General features: G+C 58.5%; 16 protein-coding genes. 9 read left to right on the top strand and 7 right to left on the bottom strand.

Going from position 1 to position 17,450, the window contains the following annotated elements:
- Window positions 1–50 precede the first annotated feature (50 nt).
- The 5 genes from rsgA (at window position 51) to ABD806_RS16175 (ending at window position 6,858) form a co-directional block, all read left to right on the top strand.
- On the top strand, window positions 51–1,088 hold the full coding sequence (gene rsgA / locus ABD806_RS16195; protein ID WP_344959833.1) for a small ribosomal subunit biogenesis GTPase RsgA: 1,038 nt from the start codon (window positions 51–53) through the stop codon (window positions 1,086–1,088).
- Between the two features lie 48 nt (window positions 1,089–1,136).
- A complete protein-coding gene (gene asd, locus ABD806_RS16190; protein WP_344959832.1) occupies window positions 1,137–1,997 on the top strand; it encodes an archaetidylserine decarboxylase in 861 nt (286 codons plus the stop codon).
- Window positions 1,998–2,098: 101 nt separating this feature from the next.
- Window positions 2,099–5,425 (top strand): miniconductance mechanosensitive channel MscM, encoded by a 3,327-nt coding sequence (gene mscM, locus ABD806_RS16185; RefSeq protein ID WP_344959831.1) that lies wholly within the window; start codon window positions 2,099–2,101, stop codon window positions 5,423–5,425.
- 7 nt (window positions 5,426–5,432) lie between these two features.
- Window positions 5,433–6,320: a LysR substrate-binding domain-containing protein gene (locus ABD806_RS16180; protein ID WP_344959830.1), complete on the top strand. Its 888-nt coding sequence runs from the start codon at window positions 5,433–5,435 to the stop codon at window positions 6,318–6,320.
- A gap of 34 nt (window positions 6,321–6,354) precedes the next feature.
- Window positions 6,355–6,858, top strand: a complete 504-nt coding sequence (locus tag ABD806_RS16175) for a DUF4136 domain-containing protein (RefSeq protein WP_344959829.1) — start codon at window positions 6,355–6,357, stop codon at window positions 6,856–6,858.
- A 126-nt stretch (window positions 6,859–6,984) separates the two neighbouring features.
- On the opposite strand, the gene epmA is transcribed toward ABD806_RS16175, so the two are convergent.
- Both epmA and ABD806_RS16165 read right to left on the bottom strand, forming a co-directional pair.
- Window positions 6,985–7,962, bottom strand: a complete 978-nt coding sequence (gene epmA / locus ABD806_RS16170; protein ID WP_344959828.1) for an elongation factor P--(R)-beta-lysine ligase — start codon at window positions 7,960–7,962, stop codon at window positions 6,985–6,987.
- 26 nt (window positions 7,963–7,988) lie between these two features.
- Window positions 7,989–8,414 (bottom strand): VOC family protein, encoded by a 426-nt coding sequence (locus ABD806_RS16165; protein WP_344959827.1) that lies wholly within the window; start codon window positions 8,412–8,414, stop codon window positions 7,989–7,991.
- Between the two features lie 313 nt (window positions 8,415–8,727).
- On the opposite strand from ABD806_RS16165, the gene ABD806_RS16160 reads away from it, so the two are divergent.
- Window positions 8,728–9,081, top strand: a complete 354-nt coding sequence (locus ABD806_RS16160; protein WP_344959826.1) for a RidA family protein — start codon at window positions 8,728–8,730, stop codon at window positions 9,079–9,081.
- 99 nt (window positions 9,082–9,180) lie between these two features.
- On the opposite strand, the gene efp is transcribed toward ABD806_RS16160, so the two are convergent.
- Window positions 9,181–9,747, bottom strand: a complete 567-nt coding sequence (gene efp / locus ABD806_RS16155) for an elongation factor P (RefSeq protein WP_344959825.1) — start codon at window positions 9,745–9,747, stop codon at window positions 9,181–9,183.
- A gap of 42 nt (window positions 9,748–9,789) precedes the next feature.
- On the opposite strand from efp, the gene epmB reads away from it, so the two are divergent.
- Together epmB and ABD806_RS16145 are read left to right on the top strand one after the other, a co-directional pair.
- Window positions 9,790–10,809, top strand: coding sequence for an EF-P beta-lysylation protein EpmB (gene epmB / locus ABD806_RS16150; RefSeq protein ID WP_344959824.1), 1,020 nt, complete (start codon window positions 9,790–9,792; stop codon window positions 10,807–10,809).
- Between the two features lie 9 nt (window positions 10,810–10,818).
- Window positions 10,819–11,127, top strand: a complete 309-nt coding sequence (locus ABD806_RS16145; protein WP_344959823.1) for a hypothetical protein — start codon at window positions 10,819–10,821, stop codon at window positions 11,125–11,127.
- Between the two features lie 19 nt (window positions 11,128–11,146).
- Here ABD806_RS16145 and ABD806_RS16140 read toward each other — a convergent pair whose 3' ends face one another.
- From ABD806_RS16140 to ABD806_RS16125, 4 genes are all read right to left on the bottom strand, one after another.
- Window positions 11,147–13,108: a putative bifunctional diguanylate cyclase/phosphodiesterase gene (locus tag ABD806_RS16140; protein ID WP_344959822.1), complete on the bottom strand. Its 1,962-nt coding sequence runs from the start codon at window positions 13,106–13,108 to the stop codon at window positions 11,147–11,149.
- 2 nt (window positions 13,109–13,110) lie between these two features.
- Window positions 13,111–13,614 carry a putative pterin-binding protein gene (locus ABD806_RS16135; RefSeq protein ID WP_344959821.1) on the bottom strand — a complete coding sequence of 168 codons (504 nt, stop codon included), beginning with the start codon at window positions 13,612–13,614 and terminating at the stop codon, window positions 13,111–13,113.
- 264 nt (window positions 13,615–13,878) lie between these two features.
- Window positions 13,879–15,516, bottom strand: a complete 1,638-nt coding sequence (gene groL / locus ABD806_RS16130) for a chaperonin GroEL (RefSeq protein WP_344959820.1) — start codon at window positions 15,514–15,516, stop codon at window positions 13,879–13,881.
- Between the two features lie 30 nt (window positions 15,517–15,546).
- Complete coding sequence (locus tag ABD806_RS16125) at window positions 15,547–15,840, bottom strand: co-chaperone GroES (protein WP_344959819.1); 294 nt, start codon at window positions 15,838–15,840, stop codon at window positions 15,547–15,549.
- A gap of 202 nt (window positions 15,841–16,042) precedes the next feature.
- Between ABD806_RS16125 and ABD806_RS16120 the strand changes: the two genes are divergently transcribed.
- Window positions 16,043–17,395, top strand: a complete 1,353-nt coding sequence (locus ABD806_RS16120) for an MATE family efflux transporter (protein WP_344959818.1) — start codon at window positions 16,043–16,045, stop codon at window positions 17,393–17,395.
- Window positions 17,396–17,450: the final 55 nt, after the last annotated feature.

Below are 17,450 nucleotides of genomic sequence, written 5' to 3'. Positions count from 1 at the left end.
AAGGGGAAAGTGTATCATAGCCGGGTATCAGTGCTGGTCTGAGGAAGTCCGTGACAAAGAAAAAACACCTGAACAAGGGGCAGAAACGCAGGGTTAGTGATAACCACAGCCGTCGCCTGCGCCAGAAAGACAACGTACAGATCGATGACAGCCTGCTGGGGCCACCTCAGGAGGGGGTCGTTATCAGTCGCTTTGGGCAACACGCCGACATCGAAGATGGCCAGGGGACCGTGCATCGCTGTAACCTGAGACGCACGCTGGACTCCCTGGTTACCGGCGATCGTGTGGTCTGGCGCCCCGGCGCCGACAACATACAGGGGATCAGCGGCGTGGTAGAAGCGGTTTATCCCCGTCAAACCGTGCTCACCCGTCCCGACTACTATGACGGTATCAAGCCCGTTGCCGCCAATATCGATCAGATAGTGGTGGTGTCTTCCGTGTTGCCCGAACTCAGCTGCCATATTATCGACCGCTACCTGGTCGCCGCCGAGGACGTGGGCATGCCGCCGATCATCGCGTTGAATAAGGTCGACTTGCTCACCGATGGGCAACGCCAGCAGGCCGAACAGGCATTGCAGCGTTATCAGGATATCGGCTACCGGTTGCTGATGGTCAGCTGCGAAACCGGTGAGGGCTTGCTCGAACTCAAGCAGGCGCTGAGTGATAAAACCAGCATCTTTGTCGGCCAGTCCGGGGTCGGCAAGTCGTCTCTGGTCAATGCGGTGATGCCCCATGTCGAGGCGGTCACCGGGGCTGTGTCCGATAACTCGGGCCTGGGACAACACACCACCACCACCGCGCGCCTGTATCATTTCCCCTCCGGCGGCTCCCTAATTGATTCTCCCGGTATTCGTGAGTTCTCACTCTGGCACCTGGAGCCCGAGCGGGTCGCCTGGTGCTTCCGGGAGTTCAGGGACTACCTGGGGGGCTGCCGTTTCCGCGACTGTACCCACGGCGCCGATCCTGGCTGCCTGTTGCAACAGGCCAAGAAACAGGGGGATATTCATCCCGAGCGGATGGAAAGCTACCACCGTATTATCGATGCCATGGCCGATCGCCCCACCCGACATCTGCCAAAAAATGCCTGAAGCCCATATTTTCCAACTAACCACCCATGTCTGCTTTTCGGTAACCAAATGATCGATCACCTGAAAATTCTGCTGCAATACCTCTTACCCAAACACCTGCTGTCCCGCTTGGTCGGCCGCCTGGCCGCCATGGAGGGCGGTAGCCTGAGCCAGTATCTGATTCGTCTGTTCATCCGCCGCTACCGGGTGAACATGAACGAGGCGCTGCACCCGGATCCTGCCCACTATGCCAGCTTCAATGACTTTTTCACCCGACCATTAAAGCCGGATGCTCGCCCGCTGGTGACGGAGCCTGGGGTGCTAGCCATGCCGGTCGATGGCGCCATCAGTCAGCTGGCCCCCATCCAGCAGGGCCGCATCATCCAGGCCAAGGGCCATGACTACAGTGCCTGCACCCTGCTGGGTGGTGACAAGACCCTGGCCGCACCTTTTATGGGGGGGGATTTCGCCACTATTTACCTGGCCCCAAAAGACTACCACCGCATCCATATGCCCTTGGACGGGGTATTGAAAACCATGGTGTATGTGCCCGGTGAACTGTTTTCGGTCAACCCTCTCACCGCGTCCCGGGTACCCGGCCTGTTCGCCCGCAACGAGCGGGTTGTGTGCATCTTCGACACTGAAGCCGGCCCCATGGCCTTGGTGCTGGTAGGCGCCACCATAGTCGCCAGCATAGAAACCGTCTGGGCGGGTACCATAACACCACCGGCCGGCAAACGGATACAGCGCTGGGATTATGCGCCCGAAACCGCCCCGCGCTTGAGCAAGGGGGACGAGATGGGCCGCTTTAAACTGGGCAGTACCGTGGTGTGCCTGTTTGCCCCTGACAGGGTTACACTGTCTGCCGAGCTGACTCCCGCAACCCAAACCCGGATGGGCACGGAGTTTGGTCGTATCAATCCGCAGTAACAGGGAACAGTCGGAAAGGAACCAAGGGATTGCTTTATAGACTAACCAGGCTCATCACCTGGTTAGCAACAATCTGTAACCATTATTGTCGAGAGTGTCACGTGCTTGCCCCTATCCTGCTGTTGTTGAGCCTGTTGTTTATACCTGCCGTGGTCCAGGCCGATCAGACCGCGGCCGATATCGAAGCCTTGCTGGCGGAAGTTCCCAAGGGAGATAAACCAGAGCTGCAGCGACTCCGTGACAGCTATGGCCAGGCCCTGCAACTGGTGCGGGAAGGCGAGCGCTACCAGCAACAAGCCATCGAGCTGAAGGAGTTTATGGACAGCTATCCGACCAAGTCCAAAAAACTCGAACAACAGCTGAAAAACTTCAAGCCCACAGACACCGCCGGCATCGCGGACCTGACCGAAGAGGCGGCCCAGCTCGCCCTGGTCAGTGCCCAGACCCGCCGCCTGAAACTCAGTCAGCAGCGGGAAGAGCTGAACAATGCCCTGAACCTGCTGGAGCTGAGCGACAGCGGTTTGCTCGACCTGCTCAACGACTTGCGTCAGCGGCTGCTCAAGACCCAGAAAAGTCTCGATGAATTGCAGCTCGATGAGAGCCAGGGCCGCCAGCAGGCCGCCAACCGGATCCTCGCCCTGGTACGTGAGCAGGCGCTGCAAAAACGTATCCAGGCCGTTGAACTGGAACAGCTTTCATCTGCCAACAGAAACCGCATGGATCGGCTGACCCTGGACCTCCTGCAAAAGCAGATAGCCGATCTTGACATCCGGATAGAAGCCCTGCAGAACCGGCAAAACGAACTCCGCAGAGAGACCACCGAAGCCACTATTGCCGAAAGCGATCGCTTGCTGGGTGAAGTCATGTCGGACACCCCCCTGCTCTCCAAGCAACAGGAGCTTAATCAACAGCTGTCTACCCAGCTCAGCGACAGGAGCCGGGCCATAGAAGCCTTGCAGCAGGAGTATCAGGCGGTCGAGCAATCGGCCGGCGAGCTGGCCACCATGCAGGCCAACCTCAAGGAACAGCTGGAATGGCTGCAGGTGAGCCGGGGCTTTGGGGAAAACCTGCGCAACCGGCTCAATGATCTGCCGGCGCCCTATCCATTGCCCCAGCTAGAAGCCCGTATTGTGCAGAGCCGGGTCGACAAATACAGCTTCCAGGAAACACTCGATAACCTGCAAACCAACGGTTACAGTGAAAACCTGCGACTGGCACAACAGGATCCGGAACTGGACGCGGAGCAGCTGGCTCAGCTGGAAGAACTGCTGAGTACCCAGCAGCGCCTGTTGGAGCGGCTGATCGTCGCCACCGAGAACTATATACACGAACAGACCCGGCTGAAGGTGGCCTATAGCCGCCAAAACAACCAGTTGGCGGAGATCAAGGCCCTCACCGACGAACGCCTGTTCTGGCTGCCGGACCTGCGGCCGCTGGACGGCCATTTTCCCCAGGCCCTGGCTGAAACCCTGGGCTGGCTGCTGAAGGCCAAAACCTGGACGGCCCTGCCCCGGTCCCTGTTGCAGCAGGGAACAGCCAACCTGACCCTCTATGGCCTGGGCAGCCTGGTAGTGCTGTATCTGTGGTACCTGAGCCGACGCAGCCTGAAAGACTACCTGGCCGACATCAGCCCCCGCATCGGCAAGGTCACCCTGGACAAGTACCAGTACACCTTCAATACCCTGCTGCTCAGCCTGCTGTCCGCCCTGCCGCTCCCCGCCCTGCTCTCCCTGCTGGGCAATGCCATCGACTCGACCTGGGCGCCGCCCATCGTCGGTGCGCTGGCACACGGACTCAGGGAGCTGATGGCGCCGGTATTTATCCTGCTAGTGGTCGGCAACCTGATGCGTAGCAACGGCCTGCTGGTGGTGCATTTCAGTTTGTCGCGGCAAAAGGTCCAGCGGATCCGCCGCCAGTTCCAGACCCTGATGCTGATGCTGCTGCCCGCCCTGCTGCTGTTCTATGTGTCCCAGGAGTTTCGTGAGTTCTCCCTGTACGACACCCAGGGCCGGCTCAGCTTTATGTTCGGCTGCGTGCTGATCAGCCTGTTTTCCTGGCGCATGTACCGGGAAGGCCTGCCATTGCTGATCACCACCCCCAAAAGGGAGCATCTGACCTACGTCAACCACCTGCTCTGGGCTGTGCTGATCATCTCGCCGCTTATCGCCATGCTCAGTGCCATGATGGGTTATCTGTTCACCGCCTACACCCTGTTGCGTCAGCTTGAGGTATCGGTGCTGGTCGGGGTCAGCTTCCTGCTGTTCTACCACCTGGTGAGCCGCTGGATGCTGCTGCAGAGACGCCGGCTGGCCTTTGAACGGGCCAAGAGCAAACGGGCCGAGATGCTGGCACAAAGGGGCAAAGATCGGGGAAAACAGAAGGAAGACGGCGTCGAGCCGCAAACCAGCAGCGAGATGGAAGTGACCGAAGAGCCGGAGGTGGATCTGAACACCATCAGCTCCCAATCCCTAGGGTTGCTGCGCTCGGCCCTGATGTTCGGCTATGTGCTGGGGCTGATGCTGCTCTGGTCCGAGCTCAATACCGCCTTTAGTTTTCTCGACACCATCGAAGTGTGGCAGGTCAGCAGTACCCTCGCCGGCGAAGACAGCCTGGTGCCCATCTCCCTGAAAGACCTGGTGATCGCCGTGTTCGTGGTGGTGCTGACCCTGGTCACGGCGCGCAACCTGCCCGGCCTGATGGAGCTGAGCCTGCTGCAGCGCCTGGACCTGTCACCCGGTACCGGCTTCGCCATTACCACCATTTCCAAATATGTGGTGCTGATTGTCGGCTCCTTTACCACCTTCGCCATGCTCGGCATCGACTGGTCCAAGACCCAGTGGCTGGTCGCCGCCCTGTCGGTCGGCCTGGGGTTCGGCCTGCAGGAGATCTTCGCCAACTTCGTGTCCGGCCTGATCATCCTGTTCGAAAAGCCCATCCGGATCGGTGATACCGTCACCATACGGGACTTGACCGGCACCATATCAAAAATCAAGACCCGGGCCACCACCATCATGGATTGGGACAGGCGGGAAATAATAGTGCCCAACAAGGCCTTTATTACCGAGCAATTCATCAACTGGTCCTTGTCCGATGCCATTACCCGGGTGAAGCTGCTGATCCGGGTGCGTCTGGATGCGGACGTCGAGCTGGTGCAGGCCCTGACCCACGAGGCCATCGCCGAATGCAAGCTGATCCTGGACTCCCCCGTCCCGGAAGTATTCCTGGTGGAAATGACCGATTCGGCCCTGGTCTATGAAGTGCGGGTGTATGTCAACGACATGTCCCACCGCATGCCGATGACCCATGAACTGCACAACCTGCTGCTGGAACGGTTGCGTCGGCACGACATCAAGATCCCTCATCAGCAGATCGATATTCGTCTGGTCGGCGAACAGCCGATCAGGACGACCGACGTCGGCAGAGGTTGACCCCGAGATGAATTTTACCCTTAAACAGCTCAGGCTGTTCGTCACCGTGGCCGAACGCGGCAGCCTGAGCCAGGCCGCCGAACTGATGGTCATGACCCAGTCGGCCGCCACCATGGCGTTGCAGGAGCTGGAACGCCAGCTTAATCATCCCTTGTTTGATCGGGTCGGCCGCCGCCTTAAACTTAACGCCTGGGGCCAGTGGCTGCTGCCGCGGGCCCAAAAGATGATGGCCGAAAGCTATTTGATCGAACAAGGCTTTAAGGGCCAGAGCCCGATCGCCGGCCGCCTCAAGCTGGGCGCCAGTCGCACCATCGCCGACTACTGGATCCCTGAGCTGATCGAGCACAGCTCCCGCCGTTACCCCCAGCTGGATATCAGCCTGGTGGTCGACAATACCCATAACCTGTTGAACCAACTGTATCTCGGCAAGCTGGAGCTGGCCCTGGTTGAGGCTCATGCACAAGAGAAATGGCTCAAAATAGCGCCCTGGACTCAAGATGAACTGGTGATCGTCTGCCATCCCCAGCACCCGCTGGCACAATGCCCACGGGTCAGCCTGGAGCAACTCAGCAAGAGCGAGTGGATTTTACGCGAACCCGGCTCCGGTACCCGGGACACCTTTGAGCGGGCATTGCAGGGCAAGCTGGGACCGCTGAAGATCCGTCAGGAGTATCCCCACCTGCCGACCATCAAGCGCCTGCTGCAATGCCGGCCCTGGCTCAGCTGTGTCTCCCGCCTGAGTGTAAGCGAAGAGCTCGCCGCCGGTACCCTGGTGGCGTTACCGGTCCCCGAACTGTCGCTGAAGCGTTTCTTTTACTTTGCCTGGCACAAGGACAGGGGCGATCACCCGGCCCGCATGGCGTTGCTGGAGCTGGCCAGGGAAATTTTGCACTGAGGGAGCCATACTCAAAGTATAAGCCGGAGGTGTTATGATAAGAGTCATCCTGTGTTGTCTGCTGCTTGCCGGTTGCGCCTCGCCCTACGACTATGATGAAAACGTCAACTTCGACCGGTTCGACAGTGTCGCTCTCTCTCCCGAGGCGAATTTTCAGTCCCTGGATGGCGCCAGGATAGCCGAGTATTCCCTCCAGCTACTGGCGGAGAAAGGGCTGACTCCCAAACCGGCCGACCAGGCGACGCTCTGGCTGAGTTACCACCTCACCACCGAAACCCGGCTGCTGACCACTATCCCCCGCATCACCCGCCACTCCAGATTTTCTCACTGGCATGACTGGGATGATGAAGAGCGGGTATATGGCTCGATACAGGAACAGAAGCTCACCCTGATGCTGACTGATGCCCGCACCCGCAAGATGGTCTGGCAAAGCAAGGCCAGGCGGGCCTTTCCCGATAAACAAAGCGGCGCCGAACGCAGCGAGCGGGTATATGGCCTGGTACAGCACCTGCTGGATAATTACCCGCCCCGGCTGTGAGAGTCCCTTCGGGGAGCCGGAAGCGTTAAGCTTGAAGAAAGACAGCGGTGCTTGCAGGTACAGTTTTGTTGCTGCAGGCCTCGCCGGGTGGCTTATAGCCGACCGCTTACAGCTTAACGCTCAAATTCAGGCCCGGTCCACGGGGAAGGCGATCACCTGCTCCAGCCGTTCAGCCCCAAGCGCCAGCATCACCAGCCGATCAACGCCCAACGCCACCCCGGCACAGTCGGGTAGGCCGGCGTGCAGGGCCGCGAGCATGTATTCATCCAGCGGTTTGGGGTCAAGGCCTCGGGCGATACGCAGCCGGTTGTCCTGCTCGAAGCGCTGCTGCTGCTCATCCGCATCGCTCAACTCATGGAAGCCATTGGCCAGCTCTATCCCCCGGTAGTACACCTCGAAACGCTCGGCCACCCGCGGGTCGGCCGGGCTGACCCGGGCCAGGGCCGCCTGGCTGGCGGGAAAGTCATGGACGAAGCAGGGCACCCGCTGGCCAATGGCCGGCTCCACACCCAAGGCGAACATCAGCTGCAACAGGGTATCCCTGTCTTCCTCCCGGGCGACCAGCTCATCGGCCCCCAGCCCCTGTGCCGCCGCCTTCAATTCATCCAGGGTTGCCGTCAACGGGCATACCCCCAGCTGCCGCCGGACCACCGCCTGATAGGTCAGCCGCTCGGGCTCGGCACACTCCAGCACCAGCATCAGCAACTCGGCCATCTCGTCCATCAGCCGGTGATGATCGAAGCCGGTCCGGTACCATTCCAGCATGGTGAATTCGGGGTTGTGCAGGCGCCCCGATTCTTCGTTACGATAGGATTTACATATTTGATAGATAGGCCCGCAGCCCGCCGCCAGCAGGCGCTTCATATGAAACTCCGGGGAGGTCTGCAGATACAGCAACCGTCCCCGGGCCATACCCGGCCCGACAAAACGGGTGACAAAATTTTCCAGGTGCAGGTCCGTTACCCCCGCCTGGGCCAGGGTCGGGGTGTCCACTTCCAGCACGCCGCGCTGGCCGAAAAAGTGGCGGATACGGGCCAGTACAGCGGCCCTTTGCCGTAACAAGGCAAGGGAGGCCGAGGGCCGCCAATCAACAGGCTGAGTCATAGGGCATTCCGGCAAAAAAGGCGATTTTACCCCTGCCCTGCCGCTTTGCCAGCCCCTTGGGGACCTTTTAATTCCAGCTGATTACCCTCCGGATCGAAGAGGTAGACCGACGGCCCCTCACCTTCGGCGCCGTAGCGCATCACCGGCGGCTCACAGATAACCCCAGCCTTGCTGAAATAGGTTAGCAGATTATCGGCATCGAACGGCGTAATACGCAGACAGAAATGATCCATGTTGGCCTTGCACTGATCGGCCTCCTGGCCATCGCCGCCCAGAGGGCCGCGGATATCCACCAGATCGATCAGGCTGTCTCCGGCCCTCAGCTGATACAGGCCGATATCGGTTTTTTCCCGTTCCAGCCGACAGCCCAGAATACGGCAATAAAAGTCGATCATTCGCTCCGGGTGCCGGACCCTCAGTACCAGATGATCTATTCCCAGGATCTGAAACATACAAGCACCCTCTCTTCACTTAGGCTGATATGAGAATGGCGTAAAATTAACCGAAATAAAAGGGCCAGCCTACCCCTGGCCTGCCTCTGGATGGATAATTCAGAACTGGCTCAATTTCCGTCAAGCGGATTACTTGCTCCAAAAAGTTGCAATGGCCGCGCCGATAAATAGGATCAGTACCCTTTCCCGCCCCGCCAACCGGTGGCATGCGCTCATACTGCCTGCCGGCGGAGCCAATGGGAATCATCAACCGCCTGGCCCCGGAGATTCGGGGCTACCTTATTTATGCTTTAAACATTACGAGGAATTACCGATGGATGTTCAACGTATCAATCCAGCGCCACGCTGGTCGGATGCCACCATTTATAACGGCTTGGTGCATTTTGTGGAGGTGCCTGAAGATACCTCCACCGATATCAGAGATCAGGCGCGCCAGATCTTTGCCCTGGCCGAAGCTTCCCTGGCACAGGCAGGCAGCGATATGTCCCGTATCTTATCGGTCACCATCTACATCACTGACCGGAACAATGTCGCCGCCTTCAATGATGAATGGGAAGCCTGGCTGCCGGCCGGCTGCGCGCCCTCCCGTGCCTGTCTGAAGGTGGAACTGCTCAACCCGGACATGCTGGTAGAAATTGCCTTTGTCGCCGCCAAAGCCGGCGTCTGAACAGAACAACAACGGCTTGACTAAAACATTCCGGCTTTCAGACCTTTCATAGAAAACGGCGCCGAGGCGCCGTTTTCTAAGCTGGTATTGCTGCTCGGGTTATTTCACCCGGGATACATACTCACCGGAGCGGGTATCGATTTTCAACACTTCACCGATCTGGATAAACAGCGGTACCCGTACCACGGCGCCGGTGGTCAGGGTGGCCGGCTTGCCACCGGTACCGGCGGTGTCGCCTTTCAGGCCCGGATCGGTCTCCACCACTTCCAGCTCAACAAAGTTGGGCGGGGTAACAGAGATGGGCGCGCCGTTCCACAGGGTCAGTACACAAACATCCTGTTCTTTCAGCCACAGCTTGGCATCGCCCACGGCCTTGTCGTCGGCGGCGAGCTGTTCGAAGGTATCGTTGTTCATGAAGTGATAGAACTCGCCGTCGTTATACAGGTAGGCCAGTTCCATATCCATCACGTCGGCGGCTTCAACGCTTTCACCCGACTTGAAAGTCTTCTCCAATACCTTGCCGTTCAGCAGGCGACGAATTTTCACCCGGTTAAAGGCCTGGCCCTTACCCGGTTTAACAAATTCGTTTTCGATAATGGCACAAGGCTCTCCATCCAGCATAATCTTGAGACCGGACTTGAATTCATTGGTACTATAAGAGGCCATTTTACCCTCGTGAATTTGACAGAGTTGCAGAAAATGCCGGCAATGATACCCCTAAATAGGGACGAATTACATAATAACTGGCAAAAAGAGCTTGCCCAGGCGTTTACCTCCCCCGAACAACTGCTGGCTTACCTGGAGCTGGACCCGTCTCCCTGGCAGGCCGGACTGGCCGCACGTCGCCTGTTCCCCATGCGGGTACCCCGCCCCTTCGCCGACAAGATGGAAAAGGGCAACGCCCGGGATCCCCTGTTGCGCCAGGTACTGCCCCTGGCCGAAGAGTTTCGGCAGGTCCCCGGTTTTGTTAAAGATCCGCTGGCAGAGCACGACAGCGTCCTGCCCGGCCTGCTGCACAAATACCGCTCGCGGGTACTGCTGATCGTACGCGGCGGCTGTGCCGTCAATTGCCGTTATTGTTTTCGACGCCATTTTCCCTACGGCGACAACAACCAGGACAAGCTCGGCCGACAAGAAGCCTTGAACTATATCGCCGCACACCCCGAGATCAACGAGGTGATCCTCTCCGGTGGTGACCCGCTGATGGCCAAGGATGAACACTTGGCTAGCTTGCTCAGCCAGCTGGAAGCCATTCCCCACCTGACACGACTGCGTATTCATACCCGGCTGCCGGTGGTGATCCCGAGCCGGCTGACCGGGTCCTTGAAGCAACGACTGACCGACAGCCGACTGCAGACGGTGATGGTGCTGCATATCAATCACCCCCACGAAGTGGACGATACCCTAGCCCGGCTCTGTCAGGATTGGCGCCGAGCCGGAATTACCCTACTCAACCAAGGCGTGTTGTTGGCCGGGGTCAATGACGATGCCGACACCCTGACCCGGCTGTCGGAGCGGCTGTTCGAAGCCGATGTATTACCTTATTATTTATATCTGCTGGACAAGGTCGAAGGGGCCGCCCACTTTGATGTCGAGGAGCAACAGGCCAGGCAACTGATGGCCCAGTTGCTCGCCCGTCTGCCTGGCTTTCTGGTACCCAAGCTGGTGCGGGAAGTCGGTGGCGAAACCAGCAAGACCCCCATCGATCTTGGCCTTGAACCCCGTTAAGGAGCCCCCATGCACGATTCCGTCACTGCCAAACTGCATGACACCATTAAAGAGCTGTATCACCAGGCCATAGATGCAGATAAAAAATTGCAGACCCTGCGTGACCAAGGGCAGGCAAAATTCAATGCGGTGCTACGGGAAGACAGCCAGTTTACCAGCCATGCCGATCATTTTATGCCCTATGTAGCCGAACTGGCGGAAGAGCTGGAACTGCTGGAAATGGCCAGTATGGAGGAGTACAACACCCTGCTGGCCCGTATGGTCAGCAAGATCCAGCTGCTGGCCGAGACCCTGAACCAGTTTCTGCGCCTGTCCTGACCAGAGGGCCCGCTACAGTTCAGCCGAGGGCCACTGCCATCAGGCCACGGCCCGACTCAGAGTCATGTTTTTTTAGCCAGGCCTGTACCTCCAGGGCAGGCAAGGGGCGCATGATCAGCTCCCCCTGTATCAATAACTCCCGGCTCAATTCACCGAGTACCTGCCGCTGATGCTCAGAGACCACGCCCTCACATATCAGCGGCAGTTTCAGTACCTGCCCCATTGCAATCAAATTGCCCAGTTGATGGCGGGCTGGACCCGGCTGCTCGATGCCGGACATAAAGCCGGCGTCAATTTTCAACCAGCTGAGGGGGGCGCGGGATAAATGCCCCAGGGAAGACAGCCCGCTGCCGAAGCCATCCAGGGCCAGGCGGATACCCTGCCGGGCGAAGCTGTCCATCAGCGCCATGGAGCCGGGAATATCCTGCATCAGGGTTTCCTCACTCACCTCCAGTACCAGGTCCTTCGGTTTCAGGCCGGTCTGCTTCAGTTCACCCTGTATCGCCACCAGCAGTTCCTGGCGAAACGCCGACAGGGGAATATTCAAGGCCAGCCCCAGCTGTTGGTATCCCTGCCGGTGCCAGCTATACAGATGCTGGCAGGACAGCCGTAAGACCCAGGTGATCAGCCGCTCCGACAACTGAAACTGCTCGGCCACCCGAACCAGCTCCGGTTGGGTAATAACGCCAAATTCGGGGTGGTGCCAGTGACACGAGGCCTCCACTCCTACGCACCTGCCCGACCACAGCTCGATCACCGGCTGATAATTCAGACTCAGGCTGTTGTTTTCCATGGCGACTATCAGATCACTGGCCAGTTGCCGGGTACGGGTGATCTCTTTCAACAGCGAGGGGTCAAAAAAGACATAGGGTGCCTGCTGCCGGCGACACAAGTCCAGCGCGATTTCCGCATGGGAAACCAGTTCGACCGCCGTCCCCGCATCGGAGGGATACAGGGCAACCCCTATCATGGGCTGCAGGTAAAAATCATGTTCCATGATGCTCTGCCTACGGCCGATGAGTTCACGGATACGGGACACCTGGGTCCTGACTTCTTCCAGCTCGACCAGCCCCTCGGCTACCAGCAGGAATTCATCCCGCTCCAGGCGGGCCAGATACTCATTGGCGGACAAAGACTGTGACATCCTGCAGGCCACCGCCTGCAGCAGTTCATCACCGAATTCAAAACCAAATTTACGGCTGATATCACCAAATTGCCGTATTTTTATCAGGGTGACACTGAAGGGCTGGGCCCGTCCGATCAGGCGGTTCAAGCGGCGCTGGGCCGCCGCCCGGTTCGCCAGCTGGGTCAGGGGATCCTTCAGCTGCTGCCGCTGGTGACGGATATGTTCCCGCAGCAGCAGCAGCAGCAGCAGGATCACGCTGACAAACAGGCTGGCCACCTGGATATTGAGCCGCTGGCTCAGGGCACGATAGGCCTGATCATATTCGGCATAAAACCGGACATTATTCTGCATGGTCGCGGTCACGGTCTGGGACAAGGGCTCGAAATAGGGAATGAGCTCAATCAGGATGGCCTGGTAGGCAGGGCTGTTGGGCGAGAGTGCCAGCACCTGAGGTTCAAGCCCCTGGATACGGTTCTCAATTTGTTGCACTAATTGCAACAGGTCCGGCCTGTCGCCCAATATCTCGGTGAGTTTACCGCTTAACAGCACCGGGGTACGGCTCCAGAGAATATCGTAGCGCAACATCAGTTCATCGTGGGTCACGGCGCCGTAATGCCGTAGCCGCACCGCATCGATAAAGCGGCCCATTTCCAATTGCAATTGCATCAGGGACCAGGGCACGTCGTAGGTTCTCTGCTCCAGCAGGCTGTTATGATCGCGGATTTTGACCAGGGTATGGGTGGCGCCGATGGCAAACAGTATCATGATACCCAGTAACAGCAGGGCTGTGCCTGTCTTAAGATAGTTAAGTGTGACCCGGTTGTTCTTGAACCAGGATACCAACGGGATCTGCACGCTTAGTTAATCTCCGTCTGAACCTTGATGTTCCGCAACTGCCAGACCATAAAATGGATAAGCTCCGCCTGCTGTAACACCGGCACCCGATCATAGGGCAGCATCAGCCACAGGGGCCCTTTATCTCTGCGGCTCATGCCGTAACCGTTATCTTGCCAGGCCAGAATAGGGTCATAAGGCGTCACCTTTGCCCAGTCAACCGCAACGCTGTAACCATTCAAGGCCCCCAGCGTCAGGGTTTTTATGGTGGTATGGGCAAATAAGGGCGCCAGCAACTGCCGCAATGCGGGCCCGCTATAAGTATGGGGATCTTGCACCCAGAAATGGGAGGTGGTGATATTAACCTGCGGCAAAGCCTGCAGCTGGCTCAGGGTGTAATCCATCCGTTCCAGGTGCCGGCCATTCTGGATAATGGGACCCGAAATGCTCAACACTACCGGCTCTACCGCCTCCTGCGCCTGTAGCTGCCATCCCAGCAGCATCAACAGCCATCCTATCCGTTTCATGCAGCTTCTCCCTGCTCTTCTCTATTTAATTGCCAATAGCAAATAAACAACCACGCCCGATAAAAGAACAATTCAAAGGATCTGCTCCGTACCGATACATATGATGCAGCATGACATCATAACAGCCTAATGATAGCTATCGGCAGGTCTATTTAATCAATACCTAAGCTCAGTGAAAGTATCAATAAAAAAAAATCCGGGCCACCTGGGCCCGGATTGAAGTGCTCCCGGCAGTCAACCGCCTGGGAAGAGGGATGATGTCGATTACATCATGCCGCCCATGCCGCCCATGCCGCCCATGTCAGGCATAGACGGAGCATCGTCTTTCGGCAGGTCGGTGACCATGGCTTCGGTAGTGATCATCAGACCGGCTACGGAAGCGGCAAACTGCAGGGCAGAACGGGTGACCTTGGTCGGATCCAAGATACCCATTTCCAGCATGTCGCCGTAGCTGTCGTTACCGGCGTTGTAACCATAGTTGCCTTCGCTGGCCTTGATTTTGGATACCACCACAGAGGCTTCTTCACCGGCGTTGGTGACGATCTGACGCAGCGGGGCTTCCATGGCGCGCAGGGCGACCTTGATACCCACGTTCTGATCTTCGTTGTCACCGGTCAGGCTGCTCAGCTTGCTGGCCACGCGTACCAGGGCGACACCGCCGCCAGGAACCACACCTTCTTCTACCGCGGCACGGGTTGCGTGCAGGGCATCGTCAACGCGGGCTTTCTTCTCTTTCATTTCCATCTCGGTGGCAGCACCCACCTTGATCACGGCAACACCGCCGGCCAGCTTGGCCACGCGCTCCTGCAGCTTTTCCTTGTCGTAATCAGAAGAAGACTCTTCGATCTGCTGACGGATCTGCGCGACACGACCATTGATGGCGGCAACTTCACCCACGCCATCGATGATGGTGGTGTTGTCTTTGGTGATCACCACGCGCTTGGCACGGCCCAGGTCTTCCAGAGTGGCTTTTTCCAGCTCCATGCCCACTTCTTCGGAGATCACGGTACCGCCGGTCAGGATGGCGATATCCTGCAGCATCGCCTTGCGGCGGTCGCCAAAGCCAGGGGCCTTGACGCCGGCAACTTTCACGATGCCGCGCATGTTGTTGACCACCAGGGTCGCCAGGGCTTCGCCTTCGATATCTTCGGCAACCAGCAGCAGCGGCTTGGACTGTTTGGCCACGCCTTCCAGCACCGGCAGCAGCTCGCGGATATTGGACACTTTCTTGTCAACCAGCAGGATGAAGGGGTCGTCCAGCTCGACGGTGCCGGTTTCCTGACGGTTGATAAAGTAGGGGGACAGATAGCCACGGTCGAACTGCATGCCTTCAACCACGTCCAGTTCGTCTTGCAGGCCCTGGCCTTCTTCAACGGTGATGACACCGTCGGTGCCGACCTTTTCCATTGCTTCGGCGATCAGCGCGCCCACGGTTTCGTCGGAGTTGGCGGAAATGGTGCCTACCTGGGCGATGGCGGTGGTGTCTTTACAGGGAACGGACAGGCCTTTCAGCTCTTCCACTGCCTGGATCACGGCTTTGTCGATACCGCGCTTCAGATCCATCGGGTTCATGCCTGCAGCCACGGCTTTCAGACCTTCGTTAACGATGGACTGGGCCAGTACGGTGGCGGTGGTGGTACCGTCACCGGCTTCGTCGTTGGCCTTGGAAGCCACTTCTTTCACCATCTGGGCGCCCATGTTTTCGAACTTGTCTTCCAGCTCGATTTCTTTGGCTACGGACACGCCGTCCTTGGTGATGGTGGGGGCACCGAAGGACTTGTCCAGTACCACGTTACGGCCTTTGGGGCCCAAGGTGACTTTAACGGCGTCGGCCAGGATGTTCACACCCTTGAGCATTTTAACGCGGGCATCGTTACCAAATTTTACGTCTTTAGCTGCCATTGTTCTTTCTTCCTTTAAGCTGAATGGAAATTAGGCTTCGACAATAGCCAGGATGTCGTTTTCTGACAGGATCAGCACTTCTTGGCCGTCCAGCTTCTCGGTCTTGACGCCAAAACCTTCGTTGAAGATCACCTTGTCGCCAACCTTGACGGACATGGGCTTCACTTCGCCGCTGTCCAGGATGCGGCCATTACCTACCGCCAGGACTTCACCACGGGTAGATTTCTCGGCGGCGGAACCGGTCAGTACAATACCACCGGCAGATTTGGATTCGGCTTCAATACGCTTGATAATGACACGATCGTGCAATGGACGAATGTTCATCGATAACTCTCCTGATGAGTGTTGTTACCTTGTGAGATAAACGGCCCAAGGCCGCAAACTGTTCCGTTGACCCTTTATATGGGAGCGCTTTTCTCCCCTTCAAGGGTAAAACTCAAAATTTTTTAAATTTTGTCCTGTCGGGGCGCTATCATAGCCGCCATCCTCACGCGGTAATGACCCACGTTCAATCAAGAGAGTCCGAGTGGCACGACAAAACTCCCTGCTTACCGCCCCCATAGGTCCGCAACTGGCCAGGATGACAGGCCCCATGACGCTAGGCATCGTCGCCATCCTGGCGTTCAATCTGGTCGATACATTTTTTATCGGACTGCTGGGCACCGAGGCGCTGGCGGCGGTGAGTTTCACCTTTCCGGTCACCTTTGTGGTGACCTCGCTGGCGATGGGTCTGGGGGCCGGCCTGTCCGCCAACCTGGGCCAGGCGCTGGGGGCCGGCAACCACCAACAGGCAGCCCAGTTCACCAGCGACGGCCTGCTGTTGTCGGTGCTGCTGGTCAGCCTGCTGGCATTCACCGGCGCCGGCACCATTGAGCCCCTGTTCCGCGCCTTGGGCGCCGGCACCTCACTGATTGGGCTGATCCATGAATATATGCTGATATGGTATCTGGCGGTGCCCATGTTGATCCTGCCGATGGTCGGCAATGCGGCGATCCGCGCCACCGGCGACACCCGCACCCCCAGCCTGGTGATGACGGTGGCTGGGCTGGTCAACGGCCTGCTCGATCCCCTGCTTATTTTCGGGCTCGGGCCCTTTCCCGAACTGGGCATTCGCGGCGCGGCCATCGCCTCTGCCTGCTCCTGGCTGATGGCCATGCTGGTGGGCATGTATCTGCTGCAAACCCGTGAACGCCTGTTGATCTGGCGCCTGTCCCCCTTGCCGGTGCTGTGCGGCCACTGGCGTCAGCTGCTGCATGTTGCCGTTCCCGCGTCCTTCACCAATATGCTCAATCCCATCGCCACCGCCCTGCTGATGACGGTGCTGGCCGCTCTGGGTACAGAGGTGGTGGCCGCCTATGGCGCCGCCTCCCGCGTGGAAGCCCTGGTGTTGATCGTGATGATGGCGCTCAGCTCGGTACTGGCGCCCTTTATCTCGCAAAATACCGGTGCCGGCCTGCATCAGCGCAGTCGCACCGCCCTGCTGCTGAGCATGCGCTTCGCCCTGGGTTTTCAATTGCTGGTATTTGCCTTGCTGTGGCTGCTGGCGCCCCTGATTGCCCGGGCCTTTACCGAGAGCGAAGCGGTGGCCCACCATATCACCCTGTATCTGCGGCTGGTGCCGCTAGGTTACGGTCTGCAGGGCTGCTTCATGCTGCTGGCCTCGGCCCTGAACGGCCTGCGGGTATCGGTGATTTCGCTGATGCTGAACGGCTTGCGGCTGTTTGGTCTGTTACTGCCCCTGGCCTGGCTGGGCGCCAGCTGGAGCGGCGAGGTGGGCATTTTTACGGGCATACTGCTGGCGAACATGCTGGCGGGGCTGATCGCCGGCCTGTTCGCCTGGCGACGCTTTCCCTCGCGGATCAAGCATCCGCTGGCCTGAGCGGGTACTCGTCGGTCGGCTTGATGCTGACAAGCGATGGGGCAGACCCACAGCA

The organism is Zobellella aerophila (genome assembly GCF_039539325.1).
Lineage (GTDB): Bacteria > Pseudomonadota > Gammaproteobacteria > Enterobacterales > Aeromonadaceae > Oceanimonas > Oceanimonas aerophila.
Note: the sequence above shows the minus strand (reverse complement) of the source record. Positions and strands in the feature narration are given on the sequence as shown.